The 24,059-nt window shown below is 37.4% G+C and carries 20 protein-coding genes; 11 read left to right on the forward strand and 9 right to left on the reverse strand.

Translation table 11 applies throughout. The features are described from left to right. Positions 1-28 precede the first annotated feature (28 nt). Both CXF85_RS01440 and CXF85_RS01445 read right to left on the reverse strand, forming a co-directional pair. A complete protein-coding gene (locus CXF85_RS01440; RefSeq protein ID WP_101226735.1) occupies positions 29-1,015 on the reverse strand; it encodes a FecCD family ABC transporter permease in 987 nt (328 codons plus the stop codon). Next, complete coding sequence (locus tag CXF85_RS01445; RefSeq protein WP_101226736.1) at positions 1,008-1,838, reverse strand: ABC transporter ATP-binding protein; 831 nt, start codon at positions 1,836-1,838, stop codon at positions 1,008-1,010. Before CXF85_RS01445 ends, CXF85_RS01440 begins: the two co-directional genes overlap by 8 nt. 404 nt (positions 1,839-2,242) lie before the next feature. Between CXF85_RS01445 and bfr (CXF85_RS01450) the strand changes: the two genes are divergently transcribed. Together bfr (CXF85_RS01450) and bfr (CXF85_RS01455) are read left to right on the forward strand one after the other, a co-directional pair. Continuing rightward, positions 2,243-2,728, forward strand: a complete 486-nt coding sequence (bfr, locus tag CXF85_RS01450) for a bacterioferritin (protein WP_101226737.1) — start codon at positions 2,243-2,245, stop codon at positions 2,726-2,728. 9 nt (positions 2,729-2,737) lie between these two features. Next, positions 2,738-3,205: a bacterioferritin gene (gene bfr / locus CXF85_RS01455; protein WP_101226738.1), complete on the forward strand. Its 468-nt coding sequence runs from the start codon at positions 2,738-2,740 to the stop codon at positions 3,203-3,205. A gap of 86 nt (positions 3,206-3,291) precedes the next feature. On the opposite strand, the gene CXF85_RS01460 is transcribed toward bfr (CXF85_RS01455), so the two are convergent. After that, a complete protein-coding gene (locus tag CXF85_RS01460) occupies positions 3,292-3,486 on the reverse strand; it encodes a (2Fe-2S)-binding protein (RefSeq protein WP_101226739.1) in 195 nt (64 codons plus the stop codon). A 384-nt stretch (positions 3,487-3,870) separates the two neighbouring features. Between CXF85_RS01460 and CXF85_RS01465 the strand changes: the two genes are divergently transcribed. After that, positions 3,871-4,584: a transporter substrate-binding domain-containing protein gene (locus CXF85_RS01465; RefSeq protein WP_101226740.1), complete on the forward strand. Its 714-nt coding sequence runs from the start codon at positions 3,871-3,873 to the stop codon at positions 4,582-4,584. 81 nt (positions 4,585-4,665) lie between these two features. Here CXF85_RS01465 and CXF85_RS01470 read toward each other — a convergent pair whose 3' ends face one another. Next, positions 4,666-6,729 carry a M13 family metallopeptidase gene (locus tag CXF85_RS01470; protein ID WP_101226741.1) on the reverse strand — a complete coding sequence of 688 codons (2,064 nt, stop codon included), beginning with the start codon at positions 6,727-6,729 and terminating at the stop codon, positions 4,666-4,668. 307 nt (positions 6,730-7,036) lie between these two features. Further along, positions 7,037-8,263 carry a threonine/serine ThrE exporter family protein gene (locus tag CXF85_RS01475; RefSeq protein ID WP_101226742.1) on the reverse strand — a complete coding sequence of 409 codons (1,227 nt, stop codon included), beginning with the start codon at positions 8,261-8,263 and terminating at the stop codon, positions 7,037-7,039. Between the two features lie 89 nt (positions 8,264-8,352). Between CXF85_RS01475 and CXF85_RS22930 the strand changes: the two genes are divergently transcribed. The 3 genes from CXF85_RS22930 to CXF85_RS01485 all read left to right on the forward strand — a co-directional run bounded on the left by CXF85_RS22930 (position 8,353) and on the right by CXF85_RS01485 (position 10,765). Further along, positions 8,353-8,526, forward strand: coding sequence for a hypothetical protein (locus CXF85_RS22930; protein WP_198555439.1), 174 nt, complete (start codon positions 8,353-8,355; stop codon positions 8,524-8,526). 76 nt (positions 8,527-8,602) lie between these two features. Continuing rightward, positions 8,603-9,373 carry a class II aldolase/adducin family protein gene (locus CXF85_RS01480; protein ID WP_101226743.1) on the forward strand — a complete coding sequence of 257 codons (771 nt, stop codon included), beginning with the start codon at positions 8,603-8,605 and terminating at the stop codon, positions 9,371-9,373. A gap of 216 nt (positions 9,374-9,589) precedes the next feature. Beyond that, positions 9,590-10,765 (forward strand): mandelate racemase/muconate lactonizing enzyme family protein, encoded by a 1,176-nt coding sequence (locus tag CXF85_RS01485; RefSeq protein ID WP_101226744.1) that lies wholly within the window; start codon positions 9,590-9,592, stop codon positions 10,763-10,765. Between the two features lie 37 nt (positions 10,766-10,802). On the opposite strand, the gene CXF85_RS01490 is transcribed toward CXF85_RS01485, so the two are convergent. Together CXF85_RS01490 and CXF85_RS01495 are read right to left on the reverse strand one after the other, a co-directional pair. Beyond that, complete coding sequence (locus CXF85_RS01490) at positions 10,803-11,753, reverse strand: amidohydrolase family protein (protein ID WP_101226745.1); 951 nt, start codon at positions 11,751-11,753, stop codon at positions 10,803-10,805. Between the two features lie 71 nt (positions 11,754-11,824). Further along, entirely contained in the window at positions 11,825-12,565 is a 741-nt protein-coding gene (locus CXF85_RS01495; RefSeq protein ID WP_101226746.1) for an SDR family NAD(P)-dependent oxidoreductase, read from the reverse strand. A gap of 160 nt (positions 12,566-12,725) precedes the next feature. Between CXF85_RS01495 and CXF85_RS01500 the strand changes: the two genes are divergently transcribed. Both CXF85_RS01500 and CXF85_RS01505 read left to right on the forward strand, forming a co-directional pair. Then, positions 12,726-13,196 (forward strand): DUF3010 family protein, encoded by a 471-nt coding sequence (locus CXF85_RS01500; protein ID WP_101226747.1) that lies wholly within the window; start codon positions 12,726-12,728, stop codon positions 13,194-13,196. Positions 13,197-13,644: 448 nt separating this feature from the next. Beyond that, positions 13,645-15,441 (forward strand): acyl-CoA dehydrogenase C-terminal domain-containing protein, encoded by a 1,797-nt coding sequence (locus tag CXF85_RS01505; RefSeq protein ID WP_101226748.1) that lies wholly within the window; start codon positions 13,645-13,647, stop codon positions 15,439-15,441. Between the two features lie 139 nt (positions 15,442-15,580). Here the strand turns inward: CXF85_RS01505 and CXF85_RS01510 are convergent, their stop codons facing one another. Together CXF85_RS01510 and rpsT are read right to left on the reverse strand one after the other, a co-directional pair. Next, the gene (locus CXF85_RS01510) at positions 15,581-17,284 is read right to left on the reverse strand and encodes a dipeptidyl-peptidase 3 family protein (RefSeq protein WP_101226749.1); all 1,704 of its coding nucleotides are present in this window, start codon (positions 17,282-17,284) and stop codon (positions 15,581-15,583) included. A 242-nt stretch (positions 17,285-17,526) separates the two neighbouring features. After that, positions 17,527-17,787, reverse strand: a complete 261-nt coding sequence (rpsT, locus tag CXF85_RS01515) for a 30S ribosomal protein S20 (RefSeq protein ID WP_101226750.1) — start codon at positions 17,785-17,787, stop codon at positions 17,527-17,529. Positions 17,788-18,134: 347 nt separating this feature from the next. Between rpsT and murJ the strand changes: the two genes are divergently transcribed. From murJ to ileS, 3 genes are all read left to right on the forward strand, one after another. Further along, positions 18,135-19,772, forward strand: a complete 1,638-nt coding sequence (gene murJ, locus CXF85_RS01520; protein WP_101226751.1) for a murein biosynthesis integral membrane protein MurJ — start codon at positions 18,135-18,137, stop codon at positions 19,770-19,772. A gap of 146 nt (positions 19,773-19,918) precedes the next feature. After that, the gene (gene ribF, locus CXF85_RS01525) at positions 19,919-20,839 is read left to right on the forward strand and encodes a bifunctional riboflavin kinase/FAD synthetase (RefSeq protein ID WP_101226752.1); all 921 of its coding nucleotides are present in this window, start codon (positions 19,919-19,921) and stop codon (positions 20,837-20,839) included. Between the two features lie 139 nt (positions 20,840-20,978). Next, positions 20,979-23,828, forward strand: a complete 2,850-nt coding sequence (gene ileS / locus CXF85_RS01530) for an isoleucine--tRNA ligase (RefSeq protein WP_101226753.1) — start codon at positions 20,979-20,981, stop codon at positions 23,826-23,828. Positions 23,829-24,059: the final 231 nt, after the last annotated feature.

Raw genomic sequence — 24,059 nt, forward strand, 5'->3', positions numbered from 1 at the left:
TCTGCTGTTTGAATTTATTGAATCTTTATTAAGTTATTGCACGAGAGCGATACATAATAAATAAGAAAAATATACTACCGAGTGCTGACGTTATAATACCAATAGGTATTTCTGCATGAGGCAGTGAAGAGCGAGCAATTACATCTACCCAAATAAGAAATATTGCGCCTATTAATGCACTGCCGATGATTAATTTAAGTGTTGTTACACCAATGAGCTGTCTAACAATGTGAGGGATCATCAAACCAACAAAGCCAATTCCGCCACAATAAGCGACTATGGTTGCGGTAAGCGCAGCACAAATTCCTAACATGAGTAAACGTAGTTTATCGACATCAACACCTAAGCTAGCCGCACTTTCATCACCCAATAATAGCGCGTCAATTTGTCTATGCAGTGCGAATACGGTGATCATTGCGATTAATAAAATACTGGCAATGACATAGAAGTTACTCATTTCAACGCGGGCTAAACTGCCCATTAACCAAAAGATAACGCGGTTGGTAGCAAAAGGTTCGCCAAAATATAAAATGAACTGAGTTATTGAGGCGAGCATAAAGGATACCGCTACACCAGCGAGTAGTAGTTGCTCCATACTTCTAAGTACTTTAGCGATAAAAACGACAATGACGACGGAAAACAATGCACCGAGAAATGCAGCGAGTGGTAGCGCAATAGTTAGGTTATCAGCCAAGGAAATATTGGCGATTGTTGCCCCTAAGCCAGCACCTGAAACAATACCAAAAAGGTAAGGATCAGCAAGAGGATTTCGTGTGGTATTTTGCAATATCGCACCGGCAATAGCTAAACCCATGCCGGCTACTAGTGCAACAAGCACCCTTGGAATACGTACTTGCCAGATAACAACATTCGCTATTTGATTTTGGCAAGTGCCAACTAAGCAATTCAGCAATTGGGCTGAATCAATGTCAGCGGGGCCAAATGTTATAGCAGCAAGAGCAGATAAAATAACTAATATCGCCAATACGAATAAGGTTATTGAGACTTTATTCACCGAGAGACTCCAAAAAATAGTTATCTTGAGTATCAGTATTATTAAGGTAGAACGATACTTGTGTCGCACCTGTTATGGCATCAATACTCTGTTGGCAAGGTAAGCCAAAGACCTGACTTAATTGCTTGGGAGCTAATACTTCTTTAGGGGAACCATCACAAATTAATTCACCTTGGTTTAACAGTAATAAACGCTGACAATATAAGCTGGCTAAATTCAGATCATGAACGGTCATGATTACGGTGATATTGAGTTTGTTTACCAACTGCAATACTTGATGTTGGTAATAAACATCAAGGTGATTGGTTGGTTCATCAAGAATTAAAATTTGGCTTGCTTGTACTAGTGCTCTAGCAATTAATACGCGTTGCTGTTCGCCACCAGAGAGAAGATTAAAGTGACTATTCGCAGCGTGACTCAAACCAACCTTGCTTAATGCTAATGTTATCTGAGCTTTATCATGATCACTGTCTAATGAGAAAAGCGTTTTGTGCGGTAATAAGCCCATTTTCATAACATCTTGTACCGATAGGGCAAAGATGGTTTCATTTTTTTGCATAACAAGCGCAAAATGTTGGGCAATTTCTTTAGCACTGTACTGTGTTATCGCACGGTTTTTTAGCTGAACGCTACCACTTATATTTTTACTGGCAAGAATATTGGCTTGATTAGTTAAGCAACGTAACAGGCTTGTTTTACCTGCGCCATTTGGCCCAATAATACCGATCACTTCACCTTTGCTGACATTAAAATTAATGTTATGCAAAATAGCTTTATTTGGAACTCTCCAGCTAAGACCAGAGATATTAAGAAGTGTAGACATATTTAGACTCGTGTTTTCCCGCACGGAAGTAAGTATAGTTTTTTTGGTTAGCTATCTGACTTTGAAATAATACTTTATGTAAAAATAAATATCAGTTCATTCACAGTTGCGGGCACAGTGATGGATTTTAACCATCTTCGTTAACACAATAAAACCTTTGAGAAGCGGATTCTATAGTGATTCATAATCATTAGCAAATTTTAGATGTTTAGATGGCTATTTGTTATGCGTTATTGAAATTGAATTGTGGTATTTTGAGGTAGCAACAGAGATTATAATTTTCACTTTAAATATAAATAGTTAGTAACATCAATTCACTGTATTAATTCGATAAATTCTTATCCATCTACTACGCTTTAAGGCAACTGATTTTCAGTATTTTAACAACTTAGATAGAGGTTAATATGAAGGGTAGCCCAAAAGTTATAGCCAGTCTTAACGGCTTGTTGCACAACGAATTAGCAGCCATTGATCAATACTTTATTCATTCTCGAATGTATCAGGACTGGGGACTAGATAAACTTTTTGACCAACTCGATCATGAGATGCAAGAAGAAATTACCCATGCAGATGCGTTAATAAAACGAATTTTATTTCTTGAGGGGATACCTAATTTAGCTGATCGACGAGATCTACTTATTGGCAGTGATGTTCCTAGTATGTTGACTAATGATCTAATCCTTGAAATGGAAGTTGTTACGGCATTAAAAGCTTCTATTACTTTGTGTGAAAGTGAAGGAGACTTTCAAAGTAGAGAGATGTTAGAAAAACTACTTGAAGATACCGAAGAAGATCACGTTTATTGGCTTGAAAAACAACTAGGGCTTATCGACAAAATAGGTCTGCAAAATTATATCCAATCTCATATGGGTCAGCATTTACCAGGGTAGGGGGTTGTCATGAAAGGTAATAAAAATATTATTGCACTGTTAAATAGTACTTTAGCTATTGAGTTGATAGCGATTAATCAATATTTTTTGCATGCTCGTATGTACAAAAACTGGGGCCTGGAGAAACTCAATAAAGCTGATTATAAATTATCCATTGATAAAATGAAGCAAGCGGATGACCTTATTGAGCGGATATTGTTTTTAGAAGGCTTGCCAAACTTACAAGATTTGGGACGTTTACATATCGGTGAACATGCGGCAGAGATGTTACAAGCGAATATGGATTTAGAGTACGTCTCTCAAAAGGCTTTACAAACTCTTATTGTGGAGAGTGAAAAGCTACAAGATTATATCAGCAGGGATTTAGCTGAGGATTTACTAGAAAATGTAGAAGAACAAATAGACTGGATTGAATCTCAACAATATATTATTGACCATGCAGGTATAGAAAACTATTTGCAATCAATGATGAGCTAACCTTTAGCATCCTAAGTAATGTGTGAAGTGCAGTTAAAAGTTAGTCTGTTAACGGTTAAATTCGCTAACCGGTAGTTAACCAGTAGTTAAGCAACTTGTGGCTGTGCTTCAGCAATTTGCATTAATTTTTTGTTTAATACTCGTTTAGTGCATTGACAACATTTACCGCATTGTGAGCCTACTTTAAGCTCTTGAGTCAATTGTTTCATCGTTTCTGCGCCATTATCTATAGCGGATTCTATTTGTGTATCGGTAACACCATGACAAATACAAATGAACATAAAAACAGCACTCAACTTGAAAAACAACGTATAAACAGTGATGCTTATAATAACCGTAATGATAATAATTATCAATAAGATTGTTTAGTAGTAAAATTAATGACTTAGTCTATTTAGGTATTTTGTTGATCATCTTGAAGAGTTTTTTATAAGATTATTGAGTATTATTAGTCTTATTTATGGTAATGAAATAGCTGTTAATAAGTGCTATATCTTAATTTTTATCTTTCAACAACTCGGGGTGTTGACAGGTTTGAGTGACTTTTACTGCTAAACTTAGTTGAAGTATATTTGTACTTTAACTAAGTCTAATTAAGTTTAACTATTGTTGCATACTTATAATGTAAGTGTGGCAGAGGACGGTAAAGTTTTAGGTCTATTATTTTGCATTCTTTCTTTTGTAATCTATTTATTATCAGTGCCGTACTTTTTTATTCATTAAGTGCAAAATCTGCTGCGAATAAAACCATAACATTAGGTACTACTAATGCGACTGTAACACCTTTATATCAAAAAGCTCATCGCATTTTAACTTATGCGTTTCTTCAATTTGGCTATGACCTTTCAATAAAGGTTCTCCCGAACAAACGCAGCTTAATTTGGGCTAATCATGGTGTACTTGATGGTGATCTATTTCGTATCAGTAATCTAGATTTAACAACATTTATGAATTTGCAGCGAGTTGATGAACCACTTTTTGTTATTGATCAATCCGTGATTGGAAAAGCAGGTATTAAGGTTAATGGTTGGCAAAGTATGAATAAGTATATTGTTGCTTATGAAAGAGGGACAAAATTTATTGAGACTCATCAAGATAAATTTAAAGGTGTTATTTTAGTTAATACATTTGATCAAGCGGTAGCACTTATTCATGCTGGTCGTGCTGATATTACGATTACAAGTAGAAATACAGCAAACACTTTCCTAGCTCGTTTAAAATATGATCATGAAGTTATGGTTCATCAGCCCCCTTTAGTTGAAATAGCATTACATGTTTATATTAATAAGTATAAACACCCAGAATTGGCTGATAAGCTGTCAGCGTTATTAAGATTAATGAAAAGTAATGGTCAATTTGAGGCATTATTATCTGAATAATCATTTACTATTATAGCAACTTATTTCGCTCAATAAAAAAGGAGCCTAAGCTCCTTTTTTATTGTTATATAGGCAAACTAATTACCAAATTTTAACGCGTTTTTCTGGTGCTATATACATTGCATCGCCTTCTTTAACATCAAATGCTTGATAAAACTCATTCATGTTAGAAAGTGAACCAAGAGCACGGAACTCTGCAGGTGAATGTGGGTCTGTAGCTACACGATTACGTGCAGATTTCTCAACAATTTTCGCACGCCAGATTTGAGCATAACCCATAAAGAAACGTTGATCGCCAGTTAAGCCATCCAGAACCGGTGCTTCTTCACCATTTAATGACGTTTTATAGGCTCTATAAGCGATAGTTACCCCTGATAAATCACCGATATTTTCACCGAGTGTCAACTTACCATTTACAGCTAAGTCGTCAAAAACGTGATATTCATCATATTGCTCAACTAACGCTTTAGTACGGTTAGAAAATTCTGCTAAATCTTGCTCAGTCCACCAATTACGTAAGTTACCTTCAGCATCATACTTACTACCTTGATCATCAAAGCCGTGGCCCATCTCATGGCCAATTACTGCACCAATGCCACCGTAGTTAACGGCATCATCAGCTTTCATATTAAAAAACGGTGCTTGTAATATAGCGGCAGGGAAAACAATTTCGTTTACCGTTGGATTATAATAAGCATTAACCGTTTGTGGTGTCATGCCCCATTCCCAATTTTTAATTGGACCACCAAGTTTAGCAACTTCTTTATCATGAGATAAACGTGAAGAACGCAGAATATTACCGACTAAATCATTACCATCAATACTTAGTGCAGAGTAATCTTCCCATCTATCAGGGTAACCAATTTTAGGTGTAAAAGCGGCTAACTTAACATGTGCTGCTTTTTTGGTATCTGTAGACATCCACTCAAGATCATCAATGCTATTACCATAAGATGAACGTAAGTTTTCAACTAATTCACTCATGCGCGCCTTAGCTTGTGGAGTAAAGTGACGATTAACATACACTTTACCAATGACTTCTCCTAAATTACCGTTAACAACACCTACACCACGTTTCCATTGTGGACGTTGCTCTTGTCGGCCACTTAATTGTTTTGAATAAAAATCAAAGTTCTCATTATCTATATCAGTAGTTAAGTAGCTAGAAAAGTTACTTAAACTATGGAAGTTTAAATACGTTTTCCAATCTTCTAGTGATGTTTCAGCAAATATTTCACCGAAACCAGCAACAAAATCTGGTTGGTTAATAATAATATCTTTTTGAGAAGCAACTCCTTGAGCAGCAAGGTAAGCTGACCAATCAAAAGCATCAGTTAATTCATTGAGTTTATTAACTGCATACTTGTTGTAACGTTTTTCACTGTCTCGACTTTGAACTTGCGTCCAGTGAAACTTAGCTAATTTTGTTTCTAATGCCATGATAGTTTTAGCTGCTTTTTTACCATCAGCAATACCGGCTAAATTGAACATTTTTTCAATATGAGCGATATAACCAGCACGTAAAGCAGTAAAACGCTCAGTTTCATTAAAGTAGTAGTCTTTATCAGGTAAGCCCAAGCCACTTTGCCAGATGTGCGTTGCATAACTGCTAGAATCTTTAGCATTAACGCTAATGTAAAAAGCTAAAGGACTGCCAACACCCACCGCTTGATATTCACCAAAAAAGCTTGCTAATTCTGATTTATTATTAAGATTGTTAATTGCATCAAAAATAGGTTGGATTGGCTTAACACCTAAACTGTTGCGTTTTTCTGTGTCCATGTACGAGCGAAAGATGTCAGCTACTTTTTGTTCATCGCTACCTTTAGTTAGGTTTTTAGCGACAGCCAGTTCTTCAATGATGGCTTTAACATCATCATCAGCTTTATCTCGAAGATCATAGAATGAACCGATAGCCGTTTTATCACCTGGAATGGTATGGTTCTTCAACCAATTGCCATTTACATAACGATAAAAATTGTCTTGTGGACGGATAGTGTTGTCAATGTTGGCTTTTTCTATACCAGAAGCTAGTGCGGTTTTTTGTGTAGTAAATGGTACGTTATTGCTGGTATCAGCTTGGGTAGTACAGCCAGTCATTAGCAATAATGATGAACATATTGCACTGGTAATAATTGCTTTCATGAAAATTCCTTGTCTATATGTCATAGAATGTTTTGAGTAATCAAAGATATAATGAGAATTTTAATTTTTTAATTTTTTATACTTTGAACATGCTAAATACGCACGATTGCTCGATTCTACTGGGTATTTTTAAGGATTTCTAGCGAATGAAACATCTGTTTACATATTTGTTTTATTTAGAAATATCATCAGAAATTAATATTTAGGAAGGTTATTACGCAAGGTCTTGCTTTTATTGGTTTAACACCTAGTTAACAAATGTTTGACTAGGTGTTACAGACGCTTAATGTGATGATGCAAATATTAATTATAAGGTTTTTCCATGAGGCAATACTGCATTGGAGAAAATAATACCAGCAACCAGTGACATAAATATTAAGAATGTTTGGGAACCTAAATCAGGTACGTTCAACATATTCTGTCCAGAGACCGCACTATTTAAGCCAATATAAACTTTGGATCCAGGTACAAGTACGACTAAGCCGAGGATTCTTACAATGCTAGAAGGCAGGTTCATCATTCGAGAAAATAAATTACTGTATAAGCCTAGTGCAAAAGCGCCAACAAATGCGCCTAACGCTACGCCTAAATAATTACTTGCCCAAATGCTAACACCAAAGGCAATATAACCAGAAATCATACCCCAAGGAGCGTCTTTTAATCTTACTTTAAAGAGAATAACTAGACTGGCAGAAAGTGTTGTTACCGCAAGCCATGAAGTCCACACTGGCATAGTGTCAGGAGGAATGAATACTGAAGTTCCCCATATCAAATTACCCAGAGCCATACCTAATACAGCACCAAAATACAGCTTAAATAACATCATTATACTGTCCATGATGCGCGCAGTACCAGACATTAAATGCCGTGCCGCAAGTTCAGATAAACCCACGGTTAAAGATAGCCCCGGTATAAATACAATGATGCTTGACAGAATTACCATAGGGATATTTATGCTAGGATCAATTATTGATATGGCCGAAGCTAATAGTGATGCCACAAGAGCTGCCATTGGTTCGAGTAAATCAGACATGCGTCGTGAGCGCTCAGCCCAAAGTACAAAAGCAAAGGTAACCCAACCTAAAATAGTCGACCAAAAAACATCGTGCCAGCTAGTATGCATTAACATAGCAAAAGCGCCGCTTGATGCTCCGTACGCTAAAAAAGATAACATAGTACCGTAAGGTGCTGGTTTATTTTTTACTTCGGCTAAACGATCAATCGCTTCACTTAGTGTACGCTGACCGTTGATTAGCTCATCAACAAGCTCATCAATACGTGCTAAAGAACCAAGGTCGATATCACCAGGACTAACACGGACTAAATGATTATATTGCTGATCATCTTCATCATCAGATAAGATAAAAGTTAATGCGGTAGGCGTGATGATAAATGAAGCGCGAATATCGAGGAAACTTGCAATAGATAATAGGTTATCTTCTAAACGATATGCGGTAGAGCCTAGCTTATGTAAAGCTTTGCCTAATTTTATGATAAAACGACGTTTTTGGTAGAAATTATCGGTTTGTTGCATTGCTATATTTGATGGTAAGTTGCACTGTTTGCTATGGTAATCGATTTTGCTAAAACAGGGTATAAAAAACTAATAAAAAGAGAAAAAAAATGACATTAATAATTATTTTGGCTTGTGTTTTTTTAGCGGTATTTCTGATGGTTACTTTGGGGGAGAAGTTTGGTAAATCCATGACCGATGAACAGCAAGGTAAGTACGGTAAAATATTACCAATATTGGTATTTATATTATTAATCGCTGCTATTATCAAAGCAATGTTTTAAACGGCTTTATTGCCTATTCATCATCAGGTAAAATCTAGCGATAACCAACTATTCTTACACATAGAGAGCTCTTGTAATGCAGCCACTGCCTAAACTCGATTTAAAAAATAAAGTATCAGCCCAAGAATGGCAATTACGGGTAGATTTGGCGGCTTGTTACCGGTTATTACAAATGCACGGTTGGGATGATCTTATTCATACTCATATTTCTGTCTGCATCCCGGGTACTGAACATATTTTGATAAATGCTTTCGGTTTAGCTTTTGAAGAAATAACCGCCTCAAATTTAGTTAAAATTGATATTGACGGTAATATTATCGACAAAGATTGTCCGTTTGAAATAAACCCAGCAGGCTTTACTATTCATAGTGCAGTACATCAAGTACGCCACGATGACATTTGTGCATTGCATATACACACTAATGAAACTATTGCCGTTGCTAGTGTAGAAGAGGGGCTATTGCCTTTAAGTCAATATTCAATGTTTGCCTTAGCGTCTATGAGTTACCATGATTATGAAGGTCTAGCGGTTAATGATGATGAAAAGCGTAGATTGCAACATGATTTAGGTGATAAAAACTTTATGTTATTACGCAATCATGGTGCTTTAACCATGGGCAAAACCATTGGTGATGCCTTTATGCATATGTATGATTTAACACGTGCTTGTGAAATACAGCTTCAAGTAATGGCGACAGGCATGAAACCTATTTATGCCCCGCAAAGTATTATTGATGGCATTAAGGCGCAAGCTAATATTGTGCATTCTGGCGAAACGGGCGGTCAAAAAGCATGGCCAGCCATGCTCAGAAGAGTTTATCGTAATGACCCCACTTTTGCTCAGTAGTCACCTTCTTTTTGCTGTATCGCTCAATTTAGGCGTCAAAGGTACTCATTGACTAGCGTCAACTCCGTGCATTTTCCTTTAACTTGAACGATACATCGTCAAGAAAGATGACTACTCCTTTTGAACATAATTATAAAGTTTATTAAAAAATTTAAAAATGAGAGTTAACTAGATAGAAGTTAACTAAATAAAAGAATTAACTTAGTCGAGAAAAATATGAAGATTACTCACGTTGAAGTTTTTGATATCCATTGCCCTAAGCGCATTGGTTGGAACCCTATTTTTGTGCGTATACACACGGATGAAGGTATTAGTGGTGTTGGTGAAGCAGGCTTAGCTTATGACTGGGGGCATAGCGCTGCAGCAGCCATGATTAAAGAGATCAGTGAAGCAGTACTTATTGGCTTTAATCCTTTTAACACTGAGCTTTTATGGTCGCGCATGTTACGTGAGAGCTTTTGGGGCTTAGGCGGCGGACCTGTTTTATATTCAGCAATGAGCGCCATTGATACGGCGCTATGGGACATTAAAGGTAAGGCTTTAGGTGTACCTGTTTACCAGCTACTTGGTGGTAAGGTAAACGATAAATTGCGCACTTATGCGAGTCAACTTCAGTTTGATTGGGACACTGAAATTAAAAAGCTTATTGAGCCTGAGCAGTATGCAGAAGCTGCTTTAAAAGCTGTTGCACAAGGTTATGATGCCGTAAAGGTTGATCCAATCGTTTATAACGGTGATGGCAGTTCTTCTTTTGATCGCACCAAGTTATTTACTAAACCACAAATGCGTTTATTTGGTAATAGACTACGCGCTATTCGTGATGCCGTCGGTGAAGATGTCGACATTATTTTTGAATCTCATTCATTAATGGGCGCAGCTTCAGCAATACAAATGGGCAGAATTGTCGAAGAAGTGGGTTGTATGATGTACGAAGAGCCGGTTAACTATTTAAATCCGGCCGTACATAAAAAAGTGTCTGATAACGTTAATGTACCGATTGCCGGTGGTGAACGTTTGTATCATCGTTGGGATGTAAGACCTTACTTTGAAGATCAAAGTATTGATGTATTACAACCTGATGTCGGTTTATGTGGCGGTTTTACTGAATCGAAAAAAGTTTGTGATTATGCTGATGTTTACGATATTCGTATACAAGCACACGTTTGTGGCGGCCCTGTTGCAACAGCTGCATCATTGCACTTAGAAACAGCTATTCCAAACTTCTTAATTCATGAGCATCATACTTATGCGATTAAAGATTGGAACCGTGAGTTGTGCTTACAAGATCCGCAGCCTGTTGATGGCTTTTTCCAAGTGACAGAAGTACCGGGTATAGGTATTGAACTTAATGATGCGATAGTGAAAAAATCACCGCACGTTACTATTAAGTAGATAATTAGATAGACAGTTAAGTAGGCCGTTTAATCGGCTAACTTTCAATGTTATCAAGTTGATAAATACGAAGCGCATTGTTATATAACAATGCGTTTTTTTCATTTTTACTACATTGTTTTATGACTGTAGATTTCAGAATATCCTGCCAATAACTGGCGTAACTATTGTTACCTTCTTCATTATCTAGCCTATTACCGAGTAAACACAGCGGGAAATTACTGGCTAACATCACTCGTTTAATTGAAAATTTGTTGAGGCAAAAGCGAGTAACATCACTAAACCAAGACATTTCATATTGTCGATCTTGCATCTCCCAACCGGAGCATTTAATAAACACATTCGGGTATTTAGCAAGTTCAGTTAGTTGCTTTTTCCATAAATCCCAAGCATCCACATTAAACTCTTTAGACGCTATTTTAGGTGGGAAACCAGCATGATTGATGATAAAACGCAGTTGCTTATTCTTATCGATAGTTTGCAATAATAGCGGCATTACTTTAATCGCACTTTCATCAGCCAATGGTAACTGCAGTTCAAAAATAAAATCGCTTATTTCATTAAGCTTGGCGAAGTTTTCCTGTACGTTATGATTCGATAAAATAGCATAAGCTTGTTCATCAAGGATATGGCGTACGCCTATTAAACTCTGATATTGCTGTAATTGTTGCAATGATTTTTGGAAGTGTTCAGGTGAAACTAATAAATCTATGCTGGCGATAGTTCTATTTTTTTGACAAGGTAAACTTTCAATATACTCGAGTTCACGCCAAGGCTGAGCATTATCAAATCCCGCTTCAATATGAACAAAGCCAGACAGCTTAATTTCTTCATTTACTAAGGCGTTATTTAAATCCTCAATAGAAAAGTCTTGCTGAAGTAGGTACTTATCTGGCCAAAATGGTGGGTTTTCACTTTTCAACCAATGATAATCCCCACGTGAGTGGCTAAATAAATGCAGGTGGGGGTCAATGATATTAATGGTCATAGTGTATTGTTTTTGAATATATTAAGGGTTTAATCAATATTTAACTTAATGTATAAATTGATAAATAAAGCTTATTGCGCGGTATAACCGCCATCAATCACTTGTAAACTACCGGTGATAAACTTGGCTTTATCGGAAGCTAAAAACAGTACCAACTCAGCTACTTCTTCAGGCTGACCTAAGCGTTGTAGAGGCTGTAGCTTAGCTTCATCTTGATGCACTTCATTTATATCAGCACCTGACTTCTGACAATAGTTATTAATTGCTTGGTGGTACAGTGGCGTTTCAATAGTACCAGGGCAGACAGCATTGGCACGAATATTAAAAGATGCGTAATCAAGCGCTGTTGTTTTAGCGATAGAGGCAAGGGCACTTTTACTCAAGTTATAAGCAAACGAGTTATGTTTGGCAATTAATGCTTGGTCAGAGGCCATCAAAAGAATTGCGCCATTTTTGTTAGCTTTCATTGAGGGTAATACCGCTTTAATAGCGGCATAGGCACCTTTAACATTAATGTTAAAAACTTTATCTAAATCTGCTTCACTGGTATTTTCAATATTGGCCGAAAAATGAATGCCCGCATTTGATATTAAAACATCTATGCTGTGTTCATCAGCGATAGCATTAATTATTTCGGTAACTTTGCTCACATCTGTCACATCACATTGGCGGTACTCACTTTTGAAGTCATCACCCATCGTTGACGGAGATAAATCTAAATTAAATACTTGGTAATTATTTTCAACGAAGAGTTTTACAATGCTTAAGCCAATACCAGAGCTACCACCGGTGATCACACACACTTTTTTCATTAAATTTACTCAATTATCGTAATTATAATAAATGATACCTGTAAGCTTAGTTAACTTCCATAAAGTTCATCTTCATTATGGGTAGTTCTAATTACTTCTTTGTATAGTTTGAATGATAATGAGTATATAATATTGGCAATTAGATTAATGAGGTTTTTCCATGAGAGCTTGTGGCGTAGAAATTAAAAGTAATGATGCGATTATTTGTATCGTGTCAAAAGAAAACAACTTGTATGATATTCCTCATACTCGCGTACAAAAAATTAGCCTTGATAATGCTGGCGATGCAGAAGAAGTGAAGAAATTTCAATTTGCTTTTGCAAAGCTTATGGAAGATTACCAAGTGACTCATGTACAAATTAAAGGTCGCGCTTTAAAAGGTAAGTTTTCTGGTGGTCCAATTGGTTTTAAAATCGAAGCCGCTATTCAACTGATTGATGCATTAGACGTTGAAATTTTAGCTGGTAGTTTTATTAAGAAAGAATTATCAAGAAGCCAAATAGATATAGACTTTCGTGATACCGGTCTCAAGCAATACCAAGAAGAAGCATTCACTACGGTTTTTGCTTACTTAGAATCTCAAAATAATAGCTATAGAACAGCGTCTGAAAATAGCACTCAAGAAGATTAATAATTATCTTGCGTGATTATTAAGTTTAATTTTTGAAAGAAAAATTAGACACCAAAAAGCTTAGTGATTAACGTCACTAAGCTTTTTTGTTATTACCCCCCTGTAAGATCTACTTCTCCGATCGTTTTTAAAAGAGCCTATCCCGTGTTAAATAATAACGACTATGCTTAAAGTATTTATTTTATTTAACGTCATTTGAAATCCAGCATTTTGAATAGTAATGGGTATATTCAAATGTATAAAATAATGTTTTATGAATGAAAATGAGGATATATTCGCGCTATTTCAAATAACTTAAGACAAGAAAGGAACGAGATATGTTCCTTTTTTTACTTCTGCTATTTAAAAAGTGTCAATAACATGATTTAATCAAACAACTGTTTGAAAAGGTCTGACCTCAGACCAGTTGGCTTTTGTTAAGCCAAAAAGTTAACCATTGGAGAAAGTCATGCCAGAGTACAAAGCCCCGATCAGAGACATTAAGTTTGTTATGCAAGAGCTACTTAATTGCGATAACCATTATCAAAAGTTAGGTTATGAAGATGCTAGCCTAGATATGGTTGATGCCATTATTAGCGAAGCGGCAAAGTTTACTGAGCAAGTTATTGCCCCGATTAACCAAAGTGGTGATGAACAAGGTTGTACTTGGAAAGATGGTGAGGTGACAACGCCGGATGGTTTTAAAGAAGCTTATCAACAATATGTTGAAGGTGGTTGGCCAACACTAGCGCAAGATGTAAATTTTGGTGGTCAAGGTTTACCACACTCATTAAATACAGCCATTACCGAACTTTTCTCTAGTGCGAACCATAGTTTTGCTATGTACCCAGGTTTGAGTCATGGCGCATTAGCGACCATTGAAGCACATGGTAATGAAAAGCAAAAAAATCAGTTTATGCCTAAGTTAGTTGAAGGGTCTTGGACGGGAACAATGTGTTTAACAGAACCTCATTGCGGGACTGATTTAGGCATGTTGCGCACAAAAGCTGAATTAAACGATGATGGTAGTTACTCGTTAAGTGGTACTAAAATATTTATTTCTGCCGGTGAGCATGATTTATCTGACAATATTGTTCATATTGTTATCGCAAGGATCCCTGGCTCTCCAGAAGGCAGTAAAGGCATCTCACTATTTATTGTGCCTAAGTTTAATATTACAGACGAGGGGGCTATTAGCGATCGTAATGCGGTTTCGTGTGGCTCTATTGAACACAAGATGGGCATCAATGCTAATGCAACCTGTGTGATCAACTTTGATGGCGCTAAAGGTTATTTAATTGGTGAAGTGAATCGTGGCTTAAATTGCATGTTTACCTTTATGAACGTTGCTCGTTTAGGTGTAGCCACTGAAGGTGTTGCGGCTGCAGAGGCATCATTTCAAGGCGCATTAGCTTACGCGAAAGATAGACTTCAGATGCGCTCTTTATCAGGCGTGAAGAACCCTAATGGTCCAGCAGATGCCATCATCGTTCATCCAGATGTTCGTCGTATGTTGTTAACACAGAAATCTATTGCGGAAGGTGGTAGAGCACTGATTGCTTATTTGGCTCAGTTAGTTGATATCGGCCATGTTAGTACTTGTGAAGAAGAAAAAGCAGCAGCTGAAACAAAACTCGCTTTATTAACACCTATTGCTAAAGCTTTCCTTACTGAATTAGGTTTAGAGTGTACTAGTCATGGTGTACAGGTCTTTGGTGGTCACGGATTTATAAAAGAGTGGGGCATGGAACAACTCATGCGCGATACTAAAATTAGTTGTCTCTATGAAGGCACTACCGGTATTCAAGCGTTAGATTTGTTAGCTAGAAAGATATTAGGGTCTAAAGGAAAAATCCTTAAAGCCTTTGGTAGTGAAGTAACCAAGTTCTGTCTAGAAAATGCTGATGACGATGCCATGCAAGAGTTTATTCAACCTATCATGAGCTTTGGCGGTGATTGGCAGAAAATGACAGAAAAAGTTGGCGAAAAGGCAATGAAAAATCCAGACGAGATTGGTGCTGCATCGGTTGATTATTTGATGTACTCAGGTTATTTAACTTTGGCTTACTTCTGGGCAAAAATGGCGAAGGTTGCACAAGATAAACTTGCTCAGGGCACCGATGAAGAAGCCTTTTATCAAGCAAAAATTAAAACAGCCCGCTTTTACTTTGAACGTATATTACCACGTGCCAAAGGCCATGCCGCTTGTGTTGAAAATGGTGGTGAATCAATGATGGCACTTGATGCAGATGACTTCTCTTTCTAAGTGATATGTTTAAAGAAGTTAGTCTTATTTAATGGCTAACTTCTTTTTCTTAATACTTTTGTTAAGTTAATAAAAAGGCGCTTATCGAATAATTCGATAAGCGCCTTTTTAATGGGTATTACACCACAACGTTAAGCAATTAAAGGCCTAATACTTTCTTACCTTGTTTAAAGACAATATCTACCGGGATGCTAGCGGCTTCTAAGCGAGCTAAATCGGCGGCAAGTGTTTCACCAATAACGCCACTCTCTTTCACTAAGCTATCAACACCTTTATAGTCACCGTTACCTTGTAACGTTAAGATCAGTTGTGATAAAGAATCTATAGCGGCGGTCATCTTATCAACATTAATGCTGTATAAACCTTGCTCATTACGGGTGAAGGCACCGTTTTCTTGGAAGTAATTAAAACGAACCATATTCGCTTTACCGTGGGCTGAACTTGCGCCAAAACGAATTGAGCGGAAAATTCCTGCCATAAAGGTGGTGTAATAATCTTCTAATGTACCGTCAGTGATTGCGCCTTTATCAAGTAATTGGCGAATCATGTATAAACCAAGAATGTCAGCTTTGCCTTCTTCTAATGCAGAGGCATGCTCTTTTAATGCTTGGCGAACTGGACCTTGACCGTTAAGGGTGTTTTTAATGCCTAGGCCATGAGCAACTTCATGAAACATAGTATTAGCGAAGAAACCAGTGAACGTTACGTTTTTACGCTGTTCAGGCACGATAAGCGTATCAGCGATAGGTAACATGATGGCATCAAACTTGGCACGCATGGCATTTTTCAATTGTAATCGTCTGGTGCCTTTTTTAAGTTGCACTTCTTCATCATTGGGTAAGTTAATGGCGATAGTTTTACTACCAGCATTTGAGTGACCGGCATAATAAATAACGTCATACGCATTTAGGTCAGCATCTGAGCCTGGAACTTCAGCTTTATATTTTTTTGGTACCGGTAGGCCCTTTTGTAGTTCAGGTAAAAACTGAGCGTATTTAGCCAGTTTTTCACTCCATGCTAAGTCTTTAATTAAAACATACGACTCAAAAGCAGCACGGTAACCATAAAGTTGATCTTCATAGTTCTCAATTGGTCCAATAACCACATCGATAGGATTATTCTTCATGTCCATCCAAGCGAAATCTGATGCCTGATATTCATCAGTACGTAAAGCTTGAGCACGCATAGTTAAATAATTAGAAAATTCTTTATCGTCGGCAAATTTTGCTGCTTCATCAAGAATTGCAGCAGCGCGATTCATTTTATCATGATAAATTTCAGAGTAAGAAACGCTCGTCAATTTACCCTCATCATCACGTCTAACAACAGAGTAAAGACCCATTTTATCGGTAAGTTCACTTTGCTCGAATTCAGCTTTAGTCATATCAGCAGGGTAAAACTCAGCGCCATGTGCTTTTGTAGTCGCTTGGCTTAAAAATACTTTATCACCATCAAGACGATCCCATGGGCCATAGTTAGCTTCAGCAAAGTTTCTTACGTTCTCATCTTTAATACTCGCTAGAAAACTCTTTTTATCTTGTGAATAGGCTTGTTGCCAAAATAAGTCATCCATTATTTTAGAAGCATCAATAAGTAAGGCTAACATTTTCTTTTGATTAACAGATAAGTGACTTAAATCAGCGGTAAGGGTTACTTCTTTGTATATATTTAAACGACTTTCAAAACCTTGAAGTAATTCAGGTTGAGTTGTTTTAATATCACTTTGTGCCTTTTTAGCACTGTTCTGGGCGCTGCTTTGTTCGTCGGTATTATTACATGCGGTTAAAGTGGTGCAGGCTAGTAATACTACGGCGGCTATTTTTGTTAGTTTTAGTGCTTTCATAGGAGGTCTCTATAAATAAGTTGATTAGAGACTAACAAAAATGGAGGTGAGTGCAATAGTGAAAGGGGCTTTTATGCCATTCCGACTGTAAAACTGACTATTTAATCTAAGAGAAATACTTAAATAGCCATAAACGGTGAATTTCAGATATAAAAAAACCGACCTAAGTCGGTTTTTAAATGATTCATATAGATTAACTACATGAAGATCATTTCATAAAACAATACAATTAAAAGCAAAAATTAAAGTGCTTTGATCTTTGCATTTAAACGACTCTTACTACGAGCTGCTTTGTTTTTATGAATAAGACCTTTACTTGCGTAACGGTCTAAAGTTGGTGTAGCAGCAGCGAATTCTTTCGTTGCTACTTCTTTGTCACCAGCTTCAATTGCTGCTAGTACTTTTTTAAGTAAAGTACGCATCATTGAACGACGACTTGCGTTATGTTGACGGCGCTTTTCAGATTGTACTGCGCGCTTCTTAGCTTGCTTTGAGTTAGCCAAGGTGATCTCCTAAAAGATTGATTATAAGCTTAAATTTAAGGCGACGAAATATGCCTTTTTTTTAGCTCATTGTCAAATGTTTTAATTGTTTAATTGTATTCTTAGCGATAAGAAAGCAATTAAAAAGAATATGGTTGTTGTTTCTGGCTAAAAACTTAGCAGATAGAACTAAACATGTTGTGAACAGCGGTAAGTATACATTGTTTAAATGGCTAAAATCATCACATAATACACATTATTTATTTTTGTCTTATTTTTACGTTACTTCTGTATCCATGTAACGCTGTTTATACAACCAAAATACAACCAAAAAAAACTTGGTATGAACTTGGTTTGGAGATGTTTTTTTGAGTAAAAAGTTAATTAAATCAGGGCTGATTGTAAGTGTTATGACCTTAATCTCTCGCGTATTAGGTTTAGTACGCGATGTTGTCATTGCCAATGTGATGGGAACAGGTGTGATGGCGGATGTATTTTTATTTGCCAATAAAATCCCTAACTTTTTCCGAAGACTTTTCGCTGAAGGGGCATTTGCTCAAGCATTTGTGCCAGTTTTAAGTGAATATCAGGTCAAGGATGAACAGCAAGGTGAGCACAAAGGTGAAAACCTAAATAAAAAATCAGGTGAAAAGTCCGCTGAACAAAATAACCACGAACAAACGCGTTTATTAATCGCACAAGTGTCAGGCACCTTAGGTGTCATTATCACCGGTGTAACACTATTTGGTATGTTAGCGTCGCCGTTGTTTGTCATGCTTTTTGGTTTTGGTTGGTTTGTCGATTGGTTTAATGATGCTCCTGGTGGAGAAAAATTTACCTTGGCAAATAACTTGCTGAGTATCACTTTCCCATATTTATGGTTTATCAGCTTTGCTGCACTTTCAGGTGCGATTCTTAATACAATGGGTCGTTTTGCCGTTGCTGCTTTTACGCCGGTACTGCTTAATATTGCTATTATCAGCATGGCTATTTATGGGGCGCCTTATACCGAAAGTCCTGCTCATGCATTGGCTTGGGGGGTGTTCTTAGGTGGTTTAATCCAATTCCTCTTTCAAATTCCTTTTCTGTATAAAGCGGGTATGCTCGTTAAACCTAAATGGGCTTGGCGTAGTGAAGGTGTTACCAAAATACGAAAATTGATTGTGCCTGCTTTATTTGGCGTATCAGTCACGCAAATTAATTTATTACTTGATACGTTAATTGCGAGCTTCTTAATCACTGGTTCTATCAGTTGGCTTTATTATGCGGACAGGTTACTTGAGTTCCCGTTAGGTTTATTTGGTATTGGTATTGCGACAGTGGTGTTGCCTAGTCTGGCAAAGCTTCATAGCAAAAATAATCCTGCGGAGTTTAGCGCGACCCTAGATTGGGGGATTCGGGTTATTTGTCTCTTTGGTTGGCCAGCATTAGCGGGACTGATGGTACTAGCGCAGCCTATTATCATGGTGTTGTTTATGCGAGGTGAATTTAGTCAACACGATGTTACCCAAGTATCTATGGCATTATTTGCCTATTTGTCAGGCTTGCTAAGTTTTATGTTTATTAAAATTTTAGCTCCTGGGTATTACGCTCGTCAGGACACCAAAACACCGGTAAAAATTGGTATTAAAGCGATGGTTGCCAACATGGCCTTTAACTTAATGCTGGCACCATTTTTCGGGTATGTCGGTCTCGCCATCGCCACGACACTTTCAGCTACGCTCAATGCTTGGTTGTTATACCGTGGATTGAAAGCTAAAGGTGTTTATGAACTGTCGACTAAAACACTCATTTTTATTGGTAAATTAGTGCTCAGCGCATGTGTTATGGCACTGGTAGTTTACCAATTATCCAGTGACTTTGATGTGTGGTTAGCGATGAGTTTTCTTGACCAAGTACAACAACTGACTATTTGTATTATCTTAGGTGTTGTCAGTTACCTTGTGATGATTATTTTGTTAGGCATACGTTTTAGTGATTTTAAAGTGTTAAAAGACGAAAAATAAGCGTAAAAAAAGTGTTTGAGCTACTGATTATTAGCGCGCGCTGTTATATAATTTGTCGATTTATTTTAAACGAATGTCATCATTGAGATTCGTCGGTGGCTTATTTGAGCCATTTAGCGTGATAGATAAAGGTAGAATAATAGCTAATGCAGTTAGTTCGTGGTGTACATAATATTCGATTACAAGATCATGGTTGTGTATTAACTATTGGTAATTTTGATGGTGTGCATTTAGGGCATCAACAAGTGATTAAAGCTTTAGTAAGTAAAGCCAAAACATTAAATTGTGTGGCTGCGGTATTGGTTTTTGAACCACAACCACAAGAGCTTTTTTCGCCAGAAACTGCACCAGCTCGATTATGCAGGTTACGTGATAAATATAATTTATTAGCCAAACTTGGCGTACAACGACTTATCTGTGTAAATTTTACCGCTAAATTTGCTAATCAAAGTGCGCAGCATTTTATAGAAAATTTATTGGTGAAAAAATTAGGAATAAAGCATCTTATTGTCGGAGATGACTTTCATTTTGGTAAGAATCGTACCGGTAACTTCTCCATGTTATGCCAGGCTGGAGAAAAATACGGCTTCGACGTTTCAGATACCACCAGTTACAAAATGGCAGATTGCCGAATTAGTTCAACAGCTATTCGTCAAGCATTAGAACAAGACGACTTAGTGTCGGTTAAACAGATGTTAGGCAGAGAATATTCGATTATTGGTCGGGTATTTCATGGTGATAAACGTGGACGCCAATTGGGCTTTCCAACCGCTAATGTCTTACTTAAAAGACGAGTTTCACCGCTTAGTGGTGTTTTTGCTGTCATGGTAAAAACTAATAGTGGTGAATTTAAAGGTGTTGCAAACATTGGCGCTAGACCGACGATTAATGGTGTTAGACAACAGCTAGAAGTACATATTTTTGATTTTGATGAAAACCTGTATGGACAATGTATTGAGGTGATAGTGAAGAAAAAACTACGCCCAGTGATTAAGTTTGACAGCCTTGAAGCGCTAACCGCGCAAATTCATCAAGACAGTGAACAAGCAAAAAAAGTATTAGCATAAGGCTTTAAACGAAAGGCTTTATTTGCACTTTACTTGAGTTAAAGAAAAATAAACTAATCAAATAAACAGTTATAAATCGGGTTGATATTTATAGCGTTTTGTTAAATTTATCAGCCAACATAAACGGATAATGATTTACATGAGTGATTACAAACAGACCTTGAACTTACCTGCCACTTCTTTCGCTATGAAAGGTAATATGGCTAACCGTGAACCTAACATGCTCAAAGATTGGGCTGCTAAAGATCTTTATGGCAAAATTCGTGAAGCCAAAAAAGGTAAAAAGTCATTTATTCTGCATGATGGCCCTCCTTATGCCAATGGTAATATTCACTTAGGTCACGCGGTTAATAAAATCTTAAAAGATATTATTGTTAAATCAAAAAACTTATCTGATTTCAACTCACCGTTTGTACCGGGTTGGGATTGTCACGGTTTACCGATTGAATTAATGGTTGAGAAAAAAGTCGGCAAACCAGGTCATAAGATCAGCGCTAGCGATTTCCGTCAAAAATGTCGTGAGTACGCCGCTAAGCAAGTTAATGGTCAACGTGAAGATTTTAAACGTTTAGGTATTTTCGCTGATTGGGAAAAGCCATACTTAACCATGGATTTTGGTACAGAAGCCAATATTATCCGTTCATTAGGTAAAATTGCTGAAAATGGTCACTTACATCAAGGTTTTAAACCTGTGCATTGGTGTACTGATTGTGGTTCATCTTTGGCAGAAGCTGAAGTTGAATATAAAGATAAACAATCACCCGCTATCGATGTGAAATTTGTTATTAGCGACGAATCAGTAGCAGATAAATTCTCTCACCCAGAAGGCCATAAAGGCGAAGGTGAAATCGGCGCTGTGATTTGGACAACAACACCTTGGACACTTCCAGCTAACCGTGCAATAGCAGTGAATGCTGAGGTTGAATATACTTTAGTTCAATGTGAACAGGCAGGTGAAAAGCAACGTTTAATCATTGCTTCTGATTTAGTTACTACCTGTATGGATCGTTTCGGCTTTGATAAATACCATGCATTAGGTTTCTGTAAAGGTAGCGAGCTAGAGCTAGTACAATGTCAACATCCGTTTTATGACTTCACGGTTCCTGTTGTTTTAGGTGAGCATGTTACTACTGATTCAGGTACAGGTTGTGTACATACTGCGCCAGGTCACGGTGTAGAAGATTTTGTTGTTGGTAAACTATATGACTTAGAAGTGGCTAACCCTGTTGGCGCTAACGGTGTATATCTTGAAGATACGCCATTACTTGCTGGCCAACATGTATTTAAAGCCAATGCTAGTGTGGTTGAGTTGTTAAAAGAAAACGGTGCTTTAGTACATCATCATGCATTAGATCATTCGTACCCGCATTGTTGGAGACATAAAACACCACTAATTTTCCGTGCTACGCCGCAGTGGTTTATCAGCATGGACAAAAAAGGTTTACGTCAAGATTCATTAAACGAAATCGAAAAAACACAGTGGATCCCTGATTGGGGTCAACGTCGTATAGAATCTATGGTTGAAGGTCGTCCAGATTGGTGTATTTCACGTCAACGCACGTGGGGCGTGCCTATGGCATTGTTCATTCATCAAGATTCGGGTGCATTGCATCCGCGTAGCATTGAGCTTATTGAAGAAGTTGCTCTTCTTGTTGAAAAATCAGGTATTCAAGCTTGGTTTGATTTAGAGCCAAGCGAGTTAATCGGTGATGACGCTAACGAATATATTAAAGTACCTGATACCTTAGATGTATGGTTTGATTCAGGTACTACCCATGAATCAGTTATCAAAGCGCGTGACGAATTTGACGGTATTGCAGATTTATATCTTGAAGGCTCTGATCAACATCGTGGTTGGTTTATGTCATCAATGATTTCATCAGTAGCTATGAATGGTGCAGCGCCATATAAGCAAGTACTTACTCACGGTTTTGTGGTTGACGCTAAAGGTCACAAAATGTCTAAGTCGTTAGGTAATGTTATTACGCCAAAAGAAATTACTAACAACTTAGGCGCTGATATTTTACGTTTGTGGACTGCTTCAGTAAATTACACGCAAGAAATAACAGCGGGTGATGAAATATTCAAACGTCAAGCCGATGCTTACCGTCGTATTCGTAATACGTCACGTTTCTTATTATCTAACTTAACTGGTTTTGAACCAGCTAACCACATGGTTGCTGTTGAAGATATGGTTGCGCTTGATCGCTGGGTTATCGATAAAGCAGCTCGTTTACAAGAAGACATTATTAACGCGTATGATGAATATGAATTTCATGTAGTTGTACATAAGTTAATGAACTTTTGTACTAACGAGCTTGGCGGTTTCTATCTTGATATTATCAAAGACAGACAATACACAGCTAAGAGCGATTCAAATGCACGTCGTTCATGTCAAACAGCTATGTACTTAATTGCTGAAGCAATGACTGCATGGATGGCACCAATCTTGTCGTTTACAGCACAAGAGATTTGGGAAGCACTACCTTTACCTGTAAGCGGTGAGCGCGATGAGTTTGTCTTTACTGGTGTTTGGTTCGATGGCCTCACTAAACAGGCTGAAGTTAGTGATTCAGCAGAAGAGCTTGGTAATGAATACTGGACTGAATTATTGACTGTTCGTGGTGAAGTTAACCGCGCGTTAGAGCAAGCAAGAAAAGATAAGTCTGTTGGTAAAGCACTAGAAGCACAAGTTACTTTGTTTGCAACTGCTGACCTAGCCGCTAAATTAGCTAAATTGGGTGATGAGCTTCGTTTTGTTTTAATCACCTCTAAAGCGACTATTGAAACCGTAACATCGGCACCAGAAAATGCCCTTGAAACTGAGGTTGAAGGTTTATGGTTAACTGTTGCTCCAGCCGAAGGTATTAAATGTGAGCGTTGTTGGCATGTCACTACTGACATTGGCGAAAGTGAAGCACACCCAACGTTATGTGGTCGTTGTATCACTAATATTGATGGCGCTGGTGAAACGAGACAATTTGCTTAAGTTAACTTAAGTAAATTCAGTTAAGTTCTCTAAAGTTAAACTATCTAAGCTACTACGCAGTTAACTGCCTAGTAGCCTATACCAATTGCATTGATTTTCTTGCAGCTCAGAGCTGTCTTCATGAAATTAGAACAAATAGAGTTTGTGATGGTCTAGCAAGCTAAATCAAACATACTTGTGCCGTTATCATTTTATGAAGAAGCTCCCAAGGGCGAGTTTAAAAGGCATCTA

The organism is Colwellia sp. 75C3, assembly GCF_002836255.1.
In the GTDB taxonomy this organism is placed as follows: domain Bacteria; phylum Pseudomonadota; class Gammaproteobacteria; order Enterobacterales; family Alteromonadaceae; genus Colwellia.

Coding starts and splice junctions, on each gene's coding strand:
- CXF85_RS01445 (WP_101226736.1), bottom strand. CDS start 1,838: ATGTCTACACTTCTTAATATCTCTGGTCTTAGCTGGAGAGTTCCAAAT.
- bfr (WP_101226737.1), top strand. CDS start 2,243: ATGAAGGGTAGCCCAAAAGTTATAGCCAGTCTTAACGGCTTGTTGCAC.
- bfr (WP_101226738.1), top strand. CDS start 2,738: ATGAAAGGTAATAAAAATATTATTGCACTGTTAAATAGTACTTTAGCT.
- CXF85_RS01460 (WP_101226739.1), bottom strand. CDS start 3,486: ATGTTCATTTGTATTTGTCATGGTGTTACCGATACACAAATAGAATCC.
- CXF85_RS01470 (WP_101226741.1), bottom strand. CDS start 6,729: ATGAAAGCAATTATTACCAGTGCAATATGTTCATCATTATTGCTAATG.
- CXF85_RS01475 (WP_101226742.1), bottom strand. CDS start 8,263: ATGCAACAAACCGATAATTTCTACCAAAAACGTCGTTTTATCATAAAA.
- CXF85_RS22930 (WP_198555439.1), top strand. CDS start 8,353: ATGACATTAATAATTATTTTGGCTTGTGTTTTTTTAGCGGTATTTCTG.
- CXF85_RS01480 (WP_101226743.1), top strand. CDS start 8,603: ATGCAGCCACTGCCTAAACTCGATTTAAAAAATAAAGTATCAGCCCAA.
- CXF85_RS01485 (WP_101226744.1), top strand. CDS start 9,590: ATGAAGATTACTCACGTTGAAGTTTTTGATATCCATTGCCCTAAGCGC.
- CXF85_RS01490 (WP_101226745.1), bottom strand. CDS start 11,753: ATGACCATTAATATCATTGACCCCCACCTGCATTTATTTAGCCACTCA.
- CXF85_RS01495 (WP_101226746.1), bottom strand. CDS start 12,565: ATGAAAAAAGTGTGTGTGATCACCGGTGGTAGCTCTGGTATTGGCTTA.
- CXF85_RS01500 (WP_101226747.1), top strand. CDS start 12,726: ATGAGAGCTTGTGGCGTAGAAATTAAAAGTAATGATGCGATTATTTGT.
- CXF85_RS01505 (WP_101226748.1), top strand. CDS start 13,645: ATGCCAGAGTACAAAGCCCCGATCAGAGACATTAAGTTTGTTATGCAA.
- CXF85_RS01510 (WP_101226749.1), bottom strand. CDS start 17,284: ATGAAAGCACTAAAACTAACAAAAATAGCCGCCGTAGTATTACTAGCC.
- ribF (WP_101226752.1), top strand. CDS start 19,919: ATGCAGTTAGTTCGTGGTGTACATAATATTCGATTACAAGATCATGGT.
- ileS (WP_101226753.1), top strand. CDS start 20,979: ATGAGTGATTACAAACAGACCTTGAACTTACCTGCCACTTCTTTCGCT.